This window comes from Nostoc sp. UIC 10607 (genome assembly GCF_047228265.1).
GTDB lineage: Bacteria > Cyanobacteriota > Cyanobacteriia > Cyanobacteriales > Nostocaceae > Nostoc > Nostoc foliaceum_A.
In genome coordinates, this window is record NZ_JBIQNW010000008.1 from 64,847 (window position 1) to 81,302 (window position 16,456).

18 protein-coding genes are annotated in these 16,456 nt (G+C 39.0%); 13 read left to right on the top strand and 5 right to left on the bottom strand.

Going from position 1 to position 16,456, the window contains the following annotated elements:
- The first annotated feature begins 136 nt into the window (after positions 1 to 136).
- The 4 genes from ACEYW6_RS09985 (at position 137) to ACEYW6_RS10000 (ending at position 5,184) form a co-directional block, all read left to right on the top strand.
- On the top strand, positions 137 to 1,420 hold the full coding sequence (locus ACEYW6_RS09985; protein ID WP_412979580.1) for a glycosyltransferase: 1,284 nt from the start codon (positions 137 to 139) through the stop codon (positions 1,418 to 1,420).
- Positions 1,421 to 1,508: 88 nt separating this feature from the next.
- A complete protein-coding gene (locus ACEYW6_RS09990) occupies positions 1,509 to 2,801 on the top strand; it encodes an AAA family ATPase (protein WP_412979581.1) in 1,293 nt (430 codons plus the stop codon).
- Positions 2,779 to 3,453, top strand: a complete 675-nt coding sequence (locus ACEYW6_RS09995) for a hypothetical protein (RefSeq protein WP_412979582.1) — start codon at positions 2,779 to 2,781, stop codon at positions 3,451 to 3,453. The genes ACEYW6_RS09990 and ACEYW6_RS09995 overlap by 23 nt, the downstream gene beginning before the upstream one ends.
- 24 nt (positions 3,454 to 3,477) lie before the next feature.
- Complete coding sequence (locus ACEYW6_RS10000) at positions 3,478 to 5,184, top strand: N-acyl-D-amino-acid deacylase family protein (protein ID WP_412979583.1); 1,707 nt, start codon at positions 3,478 to 3,480, stop codon at positions 5,182 to 5,184.
- Positions 5,185 to 5,368: 184 nt separating this feature from the next.
- On the opposite strand, the gene ACEYW6_RS10005 is transcribed toward ACEYW6_RS10000, so the two are convergent.
- The gene (locus ACEYW6_RS10005) at positions 5,369 to 5,683 is read right to left on the bottom strand and encodes a helix-turn-helix domain-containing protein (protein WP_412979584.1); all 315 of its coding nucleotides are present in this window, start codon (positions 5,681 to 5,683) and stop codon (positions 5,369 to 5,371) included.
- Between the two features lie 453 nt (positions 5,684 to 6,136).
- On the opposite strand from ACEYW6_RS10005, the gene ACEYW6_RS10010 reads away from it, so the two are divergent.
- The 7 genes from ACEYW6_RS10010 to ACEYW6_RS10040 all read left to right on the top strand — a co-directional run bounded on the left by ACEYW6_RS10010 (position 6,137) and on the right by ACEYW6_RS10040 (position 12,078).
- Positions 6,137 to 6,559 (top strand): Mpo1-like protein, encoded by a 423-nt coding sequence (locus tag ACEYW6_RS10010; RefSeq protein ID WP_412979585.1) that lies wholly within the window; start codon positions 6,137 to 6,139, stop codon positions 6,557 to 6,559.
- Positions 6,543 to 7,544, top strand: a complete 1,002-nt coding sequence (locus tag ACEYW6_RS10015) for a Rieske 2Fe-2S domain-containing protein (RefSeq protein ID WP_412979586.1) — start codon at positions 6,543 to 6,545, stop codon at positions 7,542 to 7,544. Before ACEYW6_RS10010 ends, ACEYW6_RS10015 begins: the two co-directional genes overlap by 17 nt.
- A 258-nt stretch (positions 7,545 to 7,802) precedes the next feature.
- The gene (locus ACEYW6_RS10020; RefSeq protein WP_412979587.1) at positions 7,803 to 8,543 is read left to right on the top strand and encodes a hypothetical protein; all 741 of its coding nucleotides are present in this window, start codon (positions 7,803 to 7,805) and stop codon (positions 8,541 to 8,543) included.
- Positions 8,544 to 8,548: 5 nt separating this feature from the next.
- The gene (locus ACEYW6_RS10025; RefSeq protein ID WP_412979588.1) at positions 8,549 to 9,610 is read left to right on the top strand and encodes a Rieske 2Fe-2S domain-containing protein; all 1,062 of its coding nucleotides are present in this window, start codon (positions 8,549 to 8,551) and stop codon (positions 9,608 to 9,610) included.
- Positions 9,594 to 10,499, top strand: coding sequence for a ferritin-like domain-containing protein (locus ACEYW6_RS10030; RefSeq protein WP_412979589.1), 906 nt, complete (start codon positions 9,594 to 9,596; stop codon positions 10,497 to 10,499). Before ACEYW6_RS10025 ends, ACEYW6_RS10030 begins: the two co-directional genes overlap by 17 nt.
- A gap of 39 nt (positions 10,500 to 10,538) precedes the next feature.
- Entirely contained in the window at positions 10,539 to 11,732 is a 1,194-nt protein-coding gene (locus ACEYW6_RS10035) for a P-aminobenzoate N-oxygenase AurF (RefSeq protein WP_412979590.1), read from the top strand.
- 52 nt (positions 11,733 to 11,784) lie between these two features.
- Positions 11,785 to 12,078: a 2Fe-2S iron-sulfur cluster-binding protein gene (locus ACEYW6_RS10040; RefSeq protein WP_412979591.1), complete on the top strand. Its 294-nt coding sequence runs from the start codon at positions 11,785 to 11,787 to the stop codon at positions 12,076 to 12,078.
- Between the two features lie 118 nt (positions 12,079 to 12,196).
- Here ACEYW6_RS10040 and ACEYW6_RS10045 read toward each other — a convergent pair whose 3' ends face one another.
- Together ACEYW6_RS10045 and ACEYW6_RS10050 are read right to left on the bottom strand one after the other, a co-directional pair.
- The gene (locus tag ACEYW6_RS10045) at positions 12,197 to 13,405 is read right to left on the bottom strand and encodes a DGQHR domain-containing protein (protein ID WP_412979592.1); all 1,209 of its coding nucleotides are present in this window, start codon (positions 13,403 to 13,405) and stop codon (positions 12,197 to 12,199) included.
- A gap of 2 nt (positions 13,406 to 13,407) precedes the next feature.
- Positions 13,408 to 14,232, bottom strand: coding sequence for an HNH endonuclease (locus ACEYW6_RS10050; protein ID WP_412979593.1), 825 nt, complete (start codon positions 14,230 to 14,232; stop codon positions 13,408 to 13,410).
- 304 nt (positions 14,233 to 14,536) lie between these two features.
- Between ACEYW6_RS10050 and ACEYW6_RS10055 the strand changes: the two genes are divergently transcribed.
- Positions 14,537 to 14,716: a Rieske 2Fe-2S domain-containing protein gene (locus ACEYW6_RS10055; protein WP_412979693.1), complete on the top strand. Its 180-nt coding sequence runs from the start codon at positions 14,537 to 14,539 to the stop codon at positions 14,714 to 14,716.
- Here the strand turns inward: ACEYW6_RS10055 and ACEYW6_RS10060 are convergent.
- Positions 14,655 to 15,071: a type II toxin-antitoxin system VapC family toxin gene (locus ACEYW6_RS10060; RefSeq protein ID WP_412979594.1), complete on the bottom strand. Its 417-nt coding sequence runs from the start codon at positions 15,069 to 15,071 to the stop codon at positions 14,655 to 14,657. The genes ACEYW6_RS10055 and ACEYW6_RS10060 overlap by 62 nt on opposite strands.
- Positions 15,071 to 15,289 carry a hypothetical protein gene (locus ACEYW6_RS10065; RefSeq protein ID WP_412979595.1) on the bottom strand — a complete coding sequence of 73 codons (219 nt, stop codon included), beginning with the start codon at positions 15,287 to 15,289 and terminating at the stop codon, positions 15,071 to 15,073. Before ACEYW6_RS10065 ends, ACEYW6_RS10060 begins: the two co-directional genes overlap by 1 nt.
- 128 nt (positions 15,290 to 15,417) lie before the next feature.
- Between ACEYW6_RS10065 and ACEYW6_RS10070 the strand changes: the two genes are divergently transcribed.
- Positions 15,418 to 16,440 (top strand): Rieske 2Fe-2S domain-containing protein, encoded by a 1,023-nt coding sequence (locus ACEYW6_RS10070; protein ID WP_412979596.1) that lies wholly within the window; start codon positions 15,418 to 15,420, stop codon positions 16,438 to 16,440.
- Positions 16,441 to 16,456: the final 16 nt, after the last annotated feature.

Here is a 16,456-nt window from a genome sequence, read left to right on the forward strand (position 1 = left end):
AGTGTTGAATGCTGCTCAACAATTGGGGCGGATTCTAGCAGTTGCAGCAGGCGTAGGCGGTTTCCTTCTGGGAGCAGTGACGATGTTACTATTACGTCGCAGGACTAAGCAACGAACAGAAAGGATATAGAAAAAAGTGGCAAAAAGCACTTTTCAGCTAAGAAAAAATACTAACTTTTATCGCCGTCTCAAAGCAACCATAATACTTTTATTAGTTTGGGGTGGCGTGAGTTTGCTGCACTGGCTACCAGAAACACAATGGTTGTTGCTGGGATTAACGGCAATCCTGTCTGTGCAAACGTTACGGATGCTGATAGCAAAACCAGCGGCGGCGGTGATGGAGAGTGAAATTTATTTACCGCCAGTCTCGATTTTAGTTCCGGCTAAAAATGAAAGTTCAGTCTTGGCTGATTTAGTTTACAGCCTATGCCAATTGAATTATCCCGACGATTCCCTAGATATCTGGGTCGTTGATGATGGCAGTACCGATGAAACCCCCCAAGTTTTGAAAGAATTACAAACTCAATTTCCATCTTTACAAGTTCATCAACGGGAATCTAAAGGTGGTAAATCAGGGGCGTTGAATGCGGTGTTTCCCTTTACCAAAGGAGAGATTATCCTAGTCTGTGATGCGGATGCTCAGTTACCTGCCAATTTTCTCCAGCAAACAGTACCTCTGTTTCAGAAGCAAGCGATCGGTGCAGTGCAAGTGCGAAAAGCGATTTCTAATGCTAATACCAATTTCTTAACCCGTTGCCAGCAGATGGAAATGTGCTGTGATAGCTTTCTACAAACCCATCGCATTGCTATTGGTGGAATGTCTGAACTGCGGGGTAATGGGATGTTAGTTCGTCGGGAATTGTTAGAAAAGTGTCAAGGTTGGAATGAGAACACTGTCACCGATGATTTGGATCTTTGCTTCAAACTCTATTTAGCAGGTGCAGAAATTGAGTTTGTTGCAGTTCCATCAATTCAGGAAGAAGGTGTAACTACTTGGGAAAAACTTTGGTATCAACGCTGTCGTTGGGCTGAAGGTGGCTATCAGCGTTACCTAGATTATTTTCCGCAAATTATTACTTTAGATTGGGCAAAAGAAATTGATTTACTATTATTTTTTATATTGCAATTTCTTCTACCAATTGGACTAATCCCCGATTTACTTTGGACAATATTTTATAGCCATCATCCAGTTTTATTACCACTGCAAACACTACTCAGCATCATTTTGACAATTGCCTTTATTGCTGGACTTTACCAATTTCAAAGCTTACGAGGATGGTGTTTGCTTTGGGCAACAATTCAAGGGTCATTATACATGGTGCATTGGATTCCTGTGATGATTGTGACAACTTTAAAGATGTGTGTGCAAAGGGAGCGATCGCACTGGGTGAAAACTGAGCATCGTGGTGGAATGGCATAAATAAAATGAAATATAGTGTTAAATTTATCGAATTGTCAGATAATTGGAGCAACTTGTAGGATTCTTTTAGTTGAGCAAAGGGGCTTAAATGTCTAAAGTAGAAGGCTTTAGGGTAAGAAATTACAGAGTTCTTCGCGATATCACTTTGGGAAAGTTGTGGAACACACAGAATGCCAAGCCATTAACGTCAATGACAGCAGTCATCGGTAAGAACGGTGTTGGAAAAAGCACCATTTTCGACACTTTTGGATTTCTTGCAGACTGCTTGAAAAATGGAGTAGAGGAAGCGTGCGATTCTCGTGGTCGTGGGGGTTTTGAGAGAATTCGTTCCCAAGGACAAGAGGGAAGTATTGAGTTTGATATTTATTATAAAGAGGATCATAATGCCCGGCCAATTACCTATGAGTTGGCAATAGATATTGACTCCTCTGGAAGACCTTATGTAAAAAGGGAGAGACTCAGACAACGAAGAAAAGGACAAAGCAAGGGACAACCTTTTTCTTTTCTAATTCTCAATGAAGGTAGAGGAATTGCATGGAAAGGTGAACAAGAAGGCAAACAAGTTGAGGGAGAAGAAGGTGATTTTGATTTGTCAAAATTAATAGAAAAAATACAGAGAGGTGAAGCCGAAGAAGAGAGTAAAGAAACCGAAGTAGTTGAACTTGACGATAAGCGAAAACTGGGAATTGCAACTTTGGGTTCACTCAAACAACACCCAAGAATTTCTGTATTTAGGAGATTTATTGAAGGATGGTATTTAAGCTATTTTACTCCAGATGCTGCACGAAGTTTGCCTCTGGCTGGGCCACAAAAGCATTTGAATATTCATGGCGATAATCTGGGCAATGTAGTTCAGTTTATGGAGAGAGAACATCCTAAAAAGTTTCAATCCATACTTGAAAAAATATCTAGCAAAATTCCAGGTGTGAACAAGATTAGCACCGAAAGAAGTCCAGACGGAAGACTACTACTGCGTTTCAACGATAAGGGTTTTCAAGACCCATTTTATGCCCAAAATATGTCAGATGGAACACTTAAGGTATTCGCTTATCTGCTCCTGTTAGAAGATCCCTCACCACCACCATTTTTGTGCATTGAAGAACCAGAAAATGGACTTTACCATAAACTTTTAGAAACCCTAGCGCGAGAATTTCGGGAACACGCTACAGGTCAGAAAGGTGGATCACAAATATTTGTAACAACACATCAGCCATATTTTGTAGATGCCCTTGAACCTGACGAGGTTTGGGTCTTAGAAAAGGGCGAGGATGGATTTGCGAAAATTAAGCGAGCTAGTGAAGATCCTCTGATCAATAACCTTGTTTCTGAAGGTTTACCTCTTGGCGGACTTTGGTACAGTGACTATTTGGATGCAAGTTGAGTATATGCACTTTGAGATACTCGTTGAGGATATTTCCGGTAAAATTGCTCTTGAGATTCTTGTCCCAAAAATTATTAACACCGAACAACACACATTTAATATCCATCATTACAAAGGAATAGGGCGTATTCCTAAAAATCTAACATCTACTTCTGACCCCAAAAAACGAATTCTGCTCGACCAGTTACCACGACTTATTCAAGGCTACGGTAAAACATTATCTTATTTCCCTGCTGTCCTCATAATCATTTGCGATCTTGATGACCGATGCCTGAGTGCTTTTCGCAAAGAACTACTTGAACTCGTAAATTCTTGTAATCCTAAACCAAAGACACAATTTTGTATTGCTATTGAGGAAGGAGAAGCATGGTACTTAGGTGATTTAGCAGCAGTGAAGGCAGCTTATCCGAGTGCAAAACAAGTAGTTCTAAATTCATACACCAACGATGAGATTTGTGGCACATGGGAGAAGTTAGCTGACGCAGTATATTCCGGTGGTTGCCAAAAGTTATCTAAACTTGCTTATCAGGCAATTGGTAAAGAGAAAGCAATTTGGGCTGAACGTATATCTCCCCTTATGGACATTGGCAATAATCAATCACCAAGTTTCTGCTATTTTCGAGATCAGCTTCGACGTTTAAGTGGGGAGTAGAGCAAACAAAGGCAACAAACAATCATGTTGGATTTGCTGATTCAAAACGGGTTAATTTTCGATGGCTTAGGCTCTCCACCTGTGCGCGGAGATATCGGCATTCAAAATGGACGGATTGTCACCCTTGCACCCTCCTTAAATATCCCAGCGCGTGAGGTGGTTGATGCTTCTGGGTTATGGGTGACACCGGGATTTATAGATATTCATACTCATTACGATTTAGAGTTAGAAATTGCACCAGGATTGAGCGAATCAGTTCGTCATGGTGTTACTAGCGTGGTTATTGGTAACTGTAGCTTGTCTGTTGCGATCGCAGAACCCCAAATCCTGGCTGATATTTTTCAGAGGGTAGAGACACTTTCCCATCGGCTGATTGCAAAATGGTTTAAAAAGTCGGTTTCCTGGCAGACACCAGCAGAATATTTACAGCATTTGCAACAGTTACCCCTTGGCCCCAATGTTGCCCCAATGTTTGGACACAGTGCTTTACGCGCTCATGTGATGGGATTAGAACGCAGTTTAACTGTTCAGCCGACAAAATTTGAACTAAAACTTATGCAGCGCATAGCCACAGATGCTTTAGACGCTGGCTTTATTGGCATTTCTATTGATATGTTTCCCTGGCATCGAATGAGTGGAGAATGGCAAGGCTGCACAATTCCCTCTCAACACGCCAAATTTAATGAATATGCAATGTTGGCGGATTTATGTCGGCGGTGCGATCGCGTTTTTCAAGTCACACCCAATTTACAACGAATCGCTTCCTTTGTAGATATTCTGCGTATGGGTTCAGGGATTGGACAAAAACCACTGCGGCTAACTGTTCTCTCAGCCTTAGATGCCGTACACGATCGCAAACTATGGCGAATATTTTCCCCCCTACTTTTTATTTGGAATCGGCTTCTAAATGGTAATGTGCGTTTTCAAACCTTAACCGAACCCTTCACCATTTACTCTGATGGATCTGTGACTCCCTTATTTGAAGAATTCTGCACAGGCGCACAACTCAATGGTTGTCAATCACGAGAAGAAAGACAACAACTATGGGCATCGGAAATATTTCGTCGTCAGTTTCGCCAAGAATGGCTCAGTAAACGGCGTAAATCATTCCATCGTCAGTTAGATTTAATGGAAGTTATTCACTGTCCCGAAGCAAGTTGGCAAGGGTTAAGTTTTGCGGAAATTGCTCGTCAAAAGCAACAAGAACCAGTGGATTTATTTATCCACGCATTACAAAAATACGATACAGATTTACGCTGGGTGGCGACAGGAGCGAACGATCGCCTAAAACCCCGTTTAGCGATGATGCAGCATCCTTATATTTTGCCTGGTTTTACCGATGCTGGCGCTCACGTGCGTAATCTGGGCTACTATGATGGAGCTTTGTCTTTGCTCAAACAAGCAGTTGCAACCAAGTTTCTTTCACCGGAAGCTGCGATTTGCCGGGTTACGGGAGAACCTGCTGGTTGGTTTCGTCTGGATACGGGAGTTCTGAAAGTTGGTGCGAAAGCAGATATAGTTTTACTCGATCCCAATGCTTTAAATCAGCCAATTAGCCCACAGGTGCAGATATCAGATCCCGTTTTAGATGGTGAACCTCGGATGGTTAAGCGTGGCTCGGATGATATTGTGCAAGGGGTTTATATTAATGGGGTTCAGGTTGTTTATAGGGGTAAGGTGAGCGATCGCTTAGGGCGTGAAAAGTTGGGAACTGTTTTGTTTCCTGTTTGAATTATCGTCACGCAGAGGCGCAAAGAAAAGTTTGAGAGACTTCCAAGAAGAAATAAATTATCCAAATAAACGAACCACAGAGACACAGAGAACACAGAGAGAGGAGAAATAAAGAGGGTTATTGATCAGTGTTGAGACATATTGTTTATTTGGAAGCCCGTGAGAGTTTAGCATTAAATTGCTTTTACCCCACACCAGCAATCACCTGTCCAATATCTTGAGGAGTTGCACCTGTTGCTAACATTGCCCGGATCAACAATTCAATTGATACTGAAGCATCGCCATTTTCAGCTTTAGCAATCCGAGGTTGGCTAGAACTAATCTTATCAGCGAGTTCACTTTGAGTCATCAGTTTTTGCCGGCGCTCCTTCAAGTTTTGGCTGAGAGCTAGCTTAATTTCAACCAAGATAGTTTCTTCGGGTGTTAAATCCAAAAAATCTGAAACTGTGCCAATTTTCCAGCCTTTAGATTCCAAACGTTCTCTCTTGGCTTGATCCATCACATTACTCCTGTTGATCGGTATCGTATTTGCTCAGACGCTTTTTGCAAACCTCAATTACTTTCGTGATCGCTCTTCCTGTACGCTACACGAAAATATAACGCACGATTTTTATGAGAGTAATACCTACGGCGGGTGGAGCGATCGCTTTATTCAGGACAGGTATGACTTTGCTATATTAGATAGTGCCTCACCAATAATCACTCCTAAATAACTTGTAAAATTTAAACAGCAAAAACTCCTACCATTCTTATGAGTGAAAAACTTCAGACCGAAAAAGACAAGCTACAGACAAGCACTAGTATAGAAATAAATCAAGAAACAGAAAACGAAAAAGTTTTATGTTCTCATTGCCAGCGTACTGCTACAAACGGTATTAAATGTAAAGGTATTTGTGTGGCTGACAATGACTATTAAAGTAAAACTTACTATTGATTTATTATACACTCTATTATGATTAATATCAATTCTAATCCTCAACAAAAACTAAGAAATAGAATTAATAGTCAAATTATAGATCATCCTTTTACAAACTATTGGGATATTTTTATTCTTAAACATCAACATCCAATTAATATTACTCTACACATTCTGGGAATATTCTTTTTTTACGGTTTACTCTTTTATACTTGGAATTTGCAAAACTTTTGGTTGCTCTTGGGCTTACCGTTAACTCAATTGGTGGGATTAACTGGACATTTTTTATTTGAGCGTAGCCATATTGATTTACAAGATGCTGTATTTTCTTGGCGGGCTTCTTATTGTTTAGGTAAAATGTTATTTAGAATTTTGACGGGTAAATATCGAGATGATATTCGCCAACGACAAGAAATATTAAATAATTATCTATCAAACAATTATGCAAATATTCAATAATTGGAATGTAATTGCTCAGGGTTGGTATATTGCCTTTCCTAGTCATGAAATCCCTAAAAAAACAGCAAAATCTGTAGAAGTATGCGGTCATAAAATTGCCATTTTTAGAGGTGAAGATGGGCAAGTACGGGCTTTGGATGCTTACTGCCCTCATTTGGGAACAGATTTAGGAATTGGGAAGGTTGATGGTAATTGGATTCGTTGTGCATTTCATCATTGGGCATTTGATGAAACAGGGATTTGTCAAAATATTCCCTGTCAATCAGAAATTCCTAGTCAAGCTAAATTGCAAGCTTATGCAACAGAGGAAAAGTATGGATTTATCTGGATTTATCCAGATGCTAAAGCACCAGAGGGAGTTGTAGATTTTGATGAATTGAAGGGAAAAGAAATTGTTGCACAAGCTGATATTGCATTTGAAAGAAGTTGTCATCACCATATTTGTATGATGAATGGGATTGATGCTCAACATTTAAAAACAATTCATCATTTAGACATCAAAATGGATCTGTCGCTACATCGCAGCGAATTAGGGACGCAAATTGACTTTACAATGTGGGGACAATTCCCTCAAACTACTTGGAGAGAAAAGTTAGGTCAAAGATTTCTTGGTTCTACATATCAGTATTCAATGCGTTATGCTCATGGTTGCATTGGTCTGTTAACAATGATGAAGGATGTCAGGCTTTTTCCGCCATTGTTTATGATATACGCTTATACTCCCATTGCGCCTGGAAGAACGAGAATTCAACCGATTTATGTAACTGAAAAACGTCAAGGTATTGTGGGATATTTGCTGAGTCAGTTTTTACTATTCTGTACTCGCTTGGCTTACTATATGCTCAGGGATGAAGATGGTAAGATTTACGACAATATTCGCTTTAATCCGAAGTTGCTCCTTAGTATTGATCAGCCATTAGCTGAATATATGGAGTATGTAAATCAGCTAAAACCGTCTCGATGGTCAAAAAACAGAGGTGTATAATAATACATTTGGTTAAGTACAGCTTAACTTAACAAGAACTTTGGTAATCTTGGGTTTCTTAAGCTAACTACATCTTAATTCTTTGTAGAGTGGGCAATTTCTATCAAACCTTATGAGAAGGTGCAAGATGTGAATATGAGATTGTAGCGTAGATAACCATTTTGCAATCTGTCACATTACACCGTAAATTTACCAAATTGGTCGATAAAGTTTTAAATAAATACATCTTACCAATCGATTTTAGGTAATTTCCGAGTAATGAAGAGTTTGCTGATTCCTGTTCAAAATTTGCAGCCAAGCGATCGCATCGCCATGTATGCGTTGCTGCAAAATCACTTCCAAGGTATAACCTGGGATGGGTTTCAAATCGATCTAGAGCGCAAAAACTGGGTTTTGTTGTTGAGAGATGAGACATCCAACGCACTCAAAGGATTTTCAACTCTGATGTTATGTCAAACAACTTTTTTGGGAGAAAAAATTAGTGTGGTATATTCCGGCGACACTATTGTTGATCCTAGTGCTTGGTCGAGTACAACACTACCACGTAGTTGGATTGCCGCCATCAATTTTCTGCGTCAACACTATACAGAAAATAAACTTTACTGGCTGCTAATTTGCTCTGGTTTTCGCACTTATCGTTTTCTCCCTACTTTTTGGCAAGATTTCTATCCGCGTTATGATGTTACAACACCTGCCGATGTTACAAATCTGATGGTGAGTTTAGCACGCGAATACTATGGTAGTTTATACCAAGAAGCAACTGGTATCGTCCATTTCCTGCATCCCCAAATTCTCTGTGAGGGGTTGATTGAAATCCCCACAGGAAGACAGACTAACCCTCATATCCAGTTTTTTGAAGAAATAAACCCCGGCTATCGATTAGGGGATGAATTAGTTTGTTTAACTGAAATTAACTATGACAATCTCACTCGTGCTGGAAAACGGATGTGGGAGTCAGAATCATCGTTACAATTTGTGCAAGATTGTGTTCTTATTTAATTTTTATGGTATCTACAAACCCACAATCAAACTTTAACAACCCGACACAATTTATAGAGGGATGGTACTGGACATTACCATCAAAAAAATTAAAGCTTCGTAAGGTAAAAGCTATAACTTTGCTAGGTAGAAATCTGGCAATTTATCGGGGAGTTAGTGGTCAGGTAGTAGCTATAGATGCTTATTGTCCACACATGGGCGCTCATTTAGCAGAAGGTAAGGTAGAAGGTGATGGAATTCGCTGCTTTTTTCATAATTGGAAGTATGACAGTCGCGGAATTTGTCTAGATGTTCCTTCTCTCGGAAAACCGCTACCTGTGTGTATTAAAACTTGGCACACGGCAGAAAAATACGGCATGGTTTGGGTTTGGGTGGGAGAGGAAAAGCCAAGTTCGTTGCCTTTTGTACCAGAATTAGAACAGGCAGATTGTGATTATATATTGGGGACTCGCTTTGTCAAAAACTGCCATCCTAATGTCTTACTAATCAATGCGATTGATGCTCACCATTTCAATACAGTACACAATTTACCTTTAGAGATTGTATTTGATTCTCAAAACCTCAACCCTAACGCTATTACCTTCTGCAATACTACACGGGGAGGAGATGATTCTTGGTTAATTCGCCTGATTCGTCCTCTATATCGCAACGAAGTTACTTATAGTATGTGTTACTGGTATGGCAGTACTGGCACTGTGACGCTAGGCCCAGATTTTCTGCATTTCTACATTATATTTACACTGAGGATGATAGAAGGTGGTAAAACTGAAGGGCAAACAATTCTTGTCACTCCCAAGCGTCCGGGATTTTGGGGATGGGTTTTAAATCGTGGTTTGTTACGATTAACTAAACAGGTTGGTAATTACTTCGCAAAGGGTGATACACAGGTATTTCAAACAATTCAGTTTGATTTAAAGACTCCTACTAAAGCAGATCAATCTATTCTGGAATTTATTCAGCACGTTAATCACCAGAAAGCTTTAACCTGGGGAAGTTGGAACACTGTTAATTATCCAAATATTCAAACTCTATCAACACCTAACCCTGAACATGGATTCAAAATATAACATTGTCGGTTTTGACCTACCGCATACAGATAATGATGACCGTTTACGACGGATATTAACAGCAGCATTAACTAATCAGAATAATTATCCTAATTACCCACAGTTAAATTATTGGGGTGCTGAGTTTTTCAATTTACATCAAGTCAAAATTTTTCAACAATCTAATATTAATGAGCAATCTACTATTCTGGAATTTTCTAACCGCAGTTTATTAGAAGAATCATATTTCATTGAAAAAGCAGGCGTTGGCTATATGGCAAAAATGGTACTGTTAGCAGAAACAGTTGAAGAACGAATGCTTTATGCATTGTTTACGACTGATGAAGCTATCCACCTTCACCAAATTAGCCATTTTTTACCAGAAATGGAAGTAACTAGCACGGACGATCCATTTTTGCACTTACTATCAGAAGTGGTTGAAAGTGCAGATAAAACAGTTTTATTGTTTGTGCTGCAAGTCGTTTTAGAAGGATGGGGTTTAAGCCATTATCGGCGTTTAGCAAAGGAATGCCGCTATCCAGTTTTAGCAGAACTTTTTGCGAGTTTTTTACAATCTGAATCCCGTCATCACGCTACGGGAACCACCTTGTTTAATCAAATTACTGTTTCAGCATTCAGTCAAACAACAATTCTCGATGTATTGGCACAGTTTTTGTTTATGGTACAGGTGGGCCCACAAAGCGTACTTGCAGCAATCGAACAAGTGAAAGGCCATCTGACGCGATCGCAAAAAATCAAAATTTTAGAAGAACTAGATACAGAGACTCATAGCGGAACGCGATTACAAATATTGCGATCGCTCATGGGAGGAAAATCAGCCCAGTCTATCCTGCAAAATTTAGAAGAACGTGGAGCTTTTCAACCCCTCCCCGCCCATCAATGTGTGTAATAAATATTAATCTTATCTCTGCGTGAAATAAAAACGGATATGGAAAAAACTATTTATCGCAAATTACAAATTAACCACACCCGCAATAAACAGCAAGATCATACTGCTTTAATGGATGAAGCTGCCACCAAGTTTCGCTATGAAGATTGTCAAAACGAGTATTGGAACCCAGAGGAATTTTCCCTGCTATATGGTACACCTTTATGGGAACAGTCTAGCCAACATCAGCGTATAATTTTGAATCAACTTTACTGGGTAGCTTACTACTCACAAATTGTTTCTGCTGAAATTGCAACTATCTTTTTCAATCAAACCAGTGCAGCCGGACTTTACGCCCAAGAAGATTTTCGCTTAATCTGCGATACATTAGATTTGGAATCTGCCCAAGAGCGATCGCACATTCACGCCTTCCGCACAATTGCCAAACAGGTTGAACAAGCGTTATTTGGGGAACTTCTCTTTACCTACCCCATGCGCGGCCCCTTTACAGAAACGATGGTTTATGCTGACACCAATGCGCTAAAAACTTGGTGGAAAAAAATTCAACTTCAATACTTTGGGCTGATTTCTGCGAATAATACTTTTTTGGCTTGTCAGTATTTCACGGTACGGGGAGTGCGGACAATAAACGGCAAGTTAGTACAGCACAAACTCAGCAATTATTATCAAAAACATTTGCATCCTGAAGCTGCTCCAATTCCTGCTAAAGTCTCCTATTATCACTTCATGGATGAAAGTTTTCACTTCAATAGTTCGACAATTATATCTCACGATGTTATCACTTGCCTTAAGCCACCAACTGCTTTTGAGCGACTGGTGGCTAATTTAGGATTGTGGGGATGTCAGCGCGATCATTTCCATTTTTCGGCTGCAATTAACGGAATTTTCTGGTACGATCCGGCGCTGTATAACAAGATTTATCGGGTGTTGCGATCGCCCATTTTTGAGATGAGTGACAAAGATGCTAAAGAAATGATGCGGCGTTGTTTTACGCAGGAGTCGGAAGGATTACAGCGCAGTTTTTCAACTCATCAAGAGGCGATGAAATCTTATCAGGTGTATGTTGAAAAACTCGATTATCTTTGGCAACGTAATCGGGATATGTCACTGATGGCTACTAATTCAATTTATCGATATTTGGCAACTCAAAAAAGGGCTTTTAAAGGTTTTGAACACCAAGAGGATTTGTTTTTATCTCACGCAGAGACGCAGCACTTCGACTACGCTCAGTGACCGGCGCAGAGAGGAATGGAAGAGTGTTGTTTAGGTAAAATTATTGCGTATTATGGCTGAATTATGTAAGATATCCTTTCCGGGAAGTGATTTTGTTGCTATCACTCTGGAATGTCATCAAAGTTTGTCTGAACATCTCACGATTCAGAATTCACCTATTTTATTTGGTTGTCGGACTGGACTTTGTGGCACTTGTTTGGTTGAGGTTATTGGTGATATTCCTCCTCCTCAACCTGATGAGCAGGAAATGTTGGAGACTTTAGCACCTAATAATCCTCATGCGCGGTTAGCTTGTCAAGTTGATGATGTCACAGTTAATATTGAAATTCGCAGATTGGAATGGTAACAAAATATCCGGTTAATAGGGAATTACATTTAAGGGACTTTTAATAATTAAATTATCCCATCCTATAAAGCTTGTCATCGCACCCAGTCTCAGCATTTAGTGGGAAGCCTGACATTCTTTATTCCTCTGTTTGAACCAACTCTAACCCGTCACGCCATTGTTTGCCTAATTTACAATTAGTTATTATAATCTTGAAATCATTTTTTAGTATTTCTCTGAAATTGGGAGTGTCTTGAATTCTAAGCTTCCAGTCCTCTAGCCAAAATTCTTTAGGTAAACGTTTAATAATATCTAACACTTTTTCTGCAATTTCATCACTGTCAAATATATCTAGTAAATCCATCTCCCAAAAATATAGTAAACGATCACTTATGTACTCATTGAAGGCATTAATATTAGCTTTCCTCATAAACTGATTATTTTTTCCAAAAAGTTCCGGGTAATTCCCTTTTACCGCTCTCCAGGTTGCACAAAAAAACTCTATCAAGGAATCTTCATCATTTTCAAGCACTGTAAAACACTTACGTATATATCGCATTGCTTGTTCTATTGCAGTAATTGGCACTAGCTGAGTTTCTTCTGTACTTTCTCTGTTATAAGACCATTCTAATAAATTTTGAAATGGGCTTGTTGGAGAATCGCTGATAAACTTAAGTATCAGTGGTTTATCACCATATTTGACACGCGCTAGTACAAGTCTTTTCTCAAGTTCATCTTCATTAAAATCTGCAACAATAGATTTGACATTTTCAGTTGAAACTCGTACTGCTTTATTATTTACCACAATAAACTGAAAAGCCTGTTCTTGAGGAGTAGCATCTATTAAACTGACAACGGTTATAGGTAAATCCTCTTCGTTGAAATCAGACATACCATACAGACGATGTTGCCCGTCTACAATAAGTGCTGGTTTAAGATATTCCTGCTCACTCTGTTCAAATGAAAATTCAATAATTCCCCAAGTGACTTGATTTTCCCTACAACCATTGAAGATATCTATATTTTTTTCTAAGGAACTATTTGCTTGAATAATATACTCGTTAATTTTTTGTCCTAGAGGTATAAAATTTGCTTTATTTGGGTCAAAAGCTATAAGTATACTGTTAGGAATTATATTAATTGAACTAGCTCCCATAAATTTTTTAACTGCATTAACTCTAGCTTGCCTTAGTACACGCTGCGCTCCTTTTTGGACATCTTTTATTCGTCGAATTCCTAGCCAAGATTTCAAATCTTTTGCTTGTGCATTAAAAACAAAAAAACGAGTTGCCTTCTCATCTGTGCGCTGTGATACTAAACTACCAAAATAACACCTGTGTTCTGTCATAACTATTTCGTTTTACTTGTTTTGGAATGTTTTTCACAAAAAATATCTATATTTAAAAAATGCCAGCTATCATTGGGATTTTTGCGTGCAAATTTTAACTTTCCACCAACGGATGATGTTTTTCCACAAATAGAACATTTAAATTCTCTTTTAGCCCATAATGCCAATTCATATTCCCTCTTCATTTCAGTCGAAAAATATTCATCGTTCTCATCACTTACGAGACATATCTTTTCATAATGAAAATCGCTAGCATCTATATAATCTGACTTTTTACTATTACAAGTTGAGCAAGCGACTTCAAGATTGAAATCATTACTTGCACCACCCATTGCTCTCGGCCATTTATGCTCTACTTGAACTAAGTTGTGTGATCTTTCTTTCTTTAAATCAAACTCTAGTTCGCTACCACATATATAGCAAGGCTTATTGTCATTTTTGGCTTTCTTTCTTATTTTATCTTTAGTACTGGAAGGAACTTCTTTTTTTCGCTTGTCTAAACACTCAAGAATTAAAACACTAATTCGTCCAATATGCTTCTCCTGGAAGTGCATATCATCCTTAAGAAAGGCTCTCAATTTAGTTATGAACACATCATTTTGTCTATTATCTTTTTCACCTTGCCTTTTTAAAAAATCAGCAGTTAATATAAGCCGTCGTAATAGATAATTTATCGTGCTATTGTAAACTAAATCTATCAATTCTCCATCAGCTTGCACAATATAGTCAATTTTTGAAATAAAGGAATTATCTTTTATATCAGCAGGGAAAAGCTCTTTCAGAACTTCTCTTAACTCTTCCCCTGGGTTAATTTCATTTTCATCCATAGTGTTTCGCATAAGCGGATTTTTTGGGTTTTATAGAAAACTCAGATGAACAAATTATTACTATTAATCGTAATACTTTCCTTATTCTGACTCGCTCATTAGCTCCTACATCTAAACTATGTTATTTTACTTTATTATTCATAATTAATCATGCTACTTTTACTACATGACTACATTGTTTTTCAACATTTCTTAACCACCTCATCAATAAAATAAATGTGCTGACCCCTAAACATCCTTAAGCACCTCTTCTAATGTTCTCTCCCCTCCACCACCCACCATGCAATTTGCAGATTTCTAGTACATTGTCGCACTCAGCGAACAGTTACAGCCTAACAAAGTATTGTCATGCACCGTTTTAGGAGAATGGTTAGCGATATTTCGCGGTGAAGATGGACAACCCGTAGCTTTGCGCGATCGCTTCATTTACCACTACCAATATTTTCTAACTCCCCTGGTGCAATTACTAAAATTCCCGCGCTGACAAATCCAGAGGCATCACGAGTTACGATCGCATCAACCCCATGTGCTATTCCACAAGCACACTGCACTGCATCCTCAAAATCTTGAAAATTAAGTGCGATCGCTCGTTCCAAAATTCCTCTATCGACCGCACAAATATGTAAATCTGTCAAAATTTGTGCAATTGCATTTTGAGCAGCGATCGCACCCGCTGCTTTGCGGACAATGTAATAGATGTTAGTAATTGTTGTTGCTGCAATAAACCCCTCGATTTCACCAGCATCAATTTTTGCAAACAGTTTTGCTGCATCCTCTACAAAAGGTTCTCGCTCTTGTAAAAAATCAAGCACAACGTTTGTATCAATTAAAATTCGCATTATTGATATTTTTCAGTCAGATAGTTAACATAATCTACTTCAACATCTTCGCTTGATATTTTTGTACCTTTTGCAATCCCTCGCAGTCGAGATAAGTTACCCTTTTTCAATTCAGAACTAGTTTCTTGCTGTAGCGACTCCAAAAGTATCTGCACTAATGTCCAGCGATCGCTAATTGGTAACTCTAATACCTGCTTTTGCAATTGTTGTAATGTCACGATCCTTTTCCCATCTGAGGTTATCTCATTTTTAATTGTAAATTAGCTCTTTTGGAATTTGATAGATACAGCAATGCAGTTCTAGCCAAGACATTGCCATAATTTAAATACGATCGCTCCTACCCACCATGCAATTTGCAGATTTCTGGTACATTGTCGCACTCAGCGAAGAGTTACAACCTAACAAGGTATTATCACGAACCGTTTTAGGAGAATGGTTAGCGATATTTCGCGGTGAAGATGGACAACCCGTAGCTTTGCGCGATCGCTGTTTACACCGCAATAGCCGTCTATCATCAGGTAAAATCTGTAACGATGCTTTACAATGTCCCTATCATGGTTGGGTATATGACGGCGTTGGAAACGTGATTGCTGTTCCAGCCGAAGGAGATGACTTCAAACCTTCCCCACAGCGTCGAGCCAAGTGTTACGCTACCAAAGAACAGGATGGCTATGTTTATGTGCGGTTAGCAGATACCCCAAGGGTTGATTTTGAACCCTTTTCTATGCCTCACTACGGAGAAATAGGATGGGAGACAGTGCGGGTAATTAACCGTTTTGCTAACAATGTTACTAATTGTGCGGAGAACTTTATTGATATTCCCCATACGGCTTTTGTTCATCCTGGTGTTTTCCGTACTTCCCGCCAACAAAAGTTAGAGATGACTGTTGAACGCTGTCATGGTTCGGTTTTGGTGGAGTATCGCAACGAAAACAATAATTTGGGATGGTACAGCCGTTTTCTGAATTTGCAGGGTGCAGAGATTAAACATAGCGATCGCTTTTATATGCCAAATATCACCTCTGTAGAGTATAAAATGGCACATAATCGCCATTTGTTCATTACCAGTCAATCTGTTCCAGAAACTGATAATTCAACTCTGGTTTACACCGATGTCACCTACAACTATGGTATCTGGAATAAGTTAGCACGTCCTTTTGTGCGGTGGACTGCTCAACACATTATCCGCCAAGACGTGGAAATTTTGGGTATTCAGGGGGAAGCGATCTCTAAATACGGGACACAATTTTATAATACGTCTGCGGACACAATTCATATATTTGTAGAGTCAATTATGGCAGCCATATCTCGTGGTGAAGATCCGCGTTTATTGCCAAATCAATCAGTAAAAGTTACATTTTGGGTTTGAAAATAATTCGTAATTC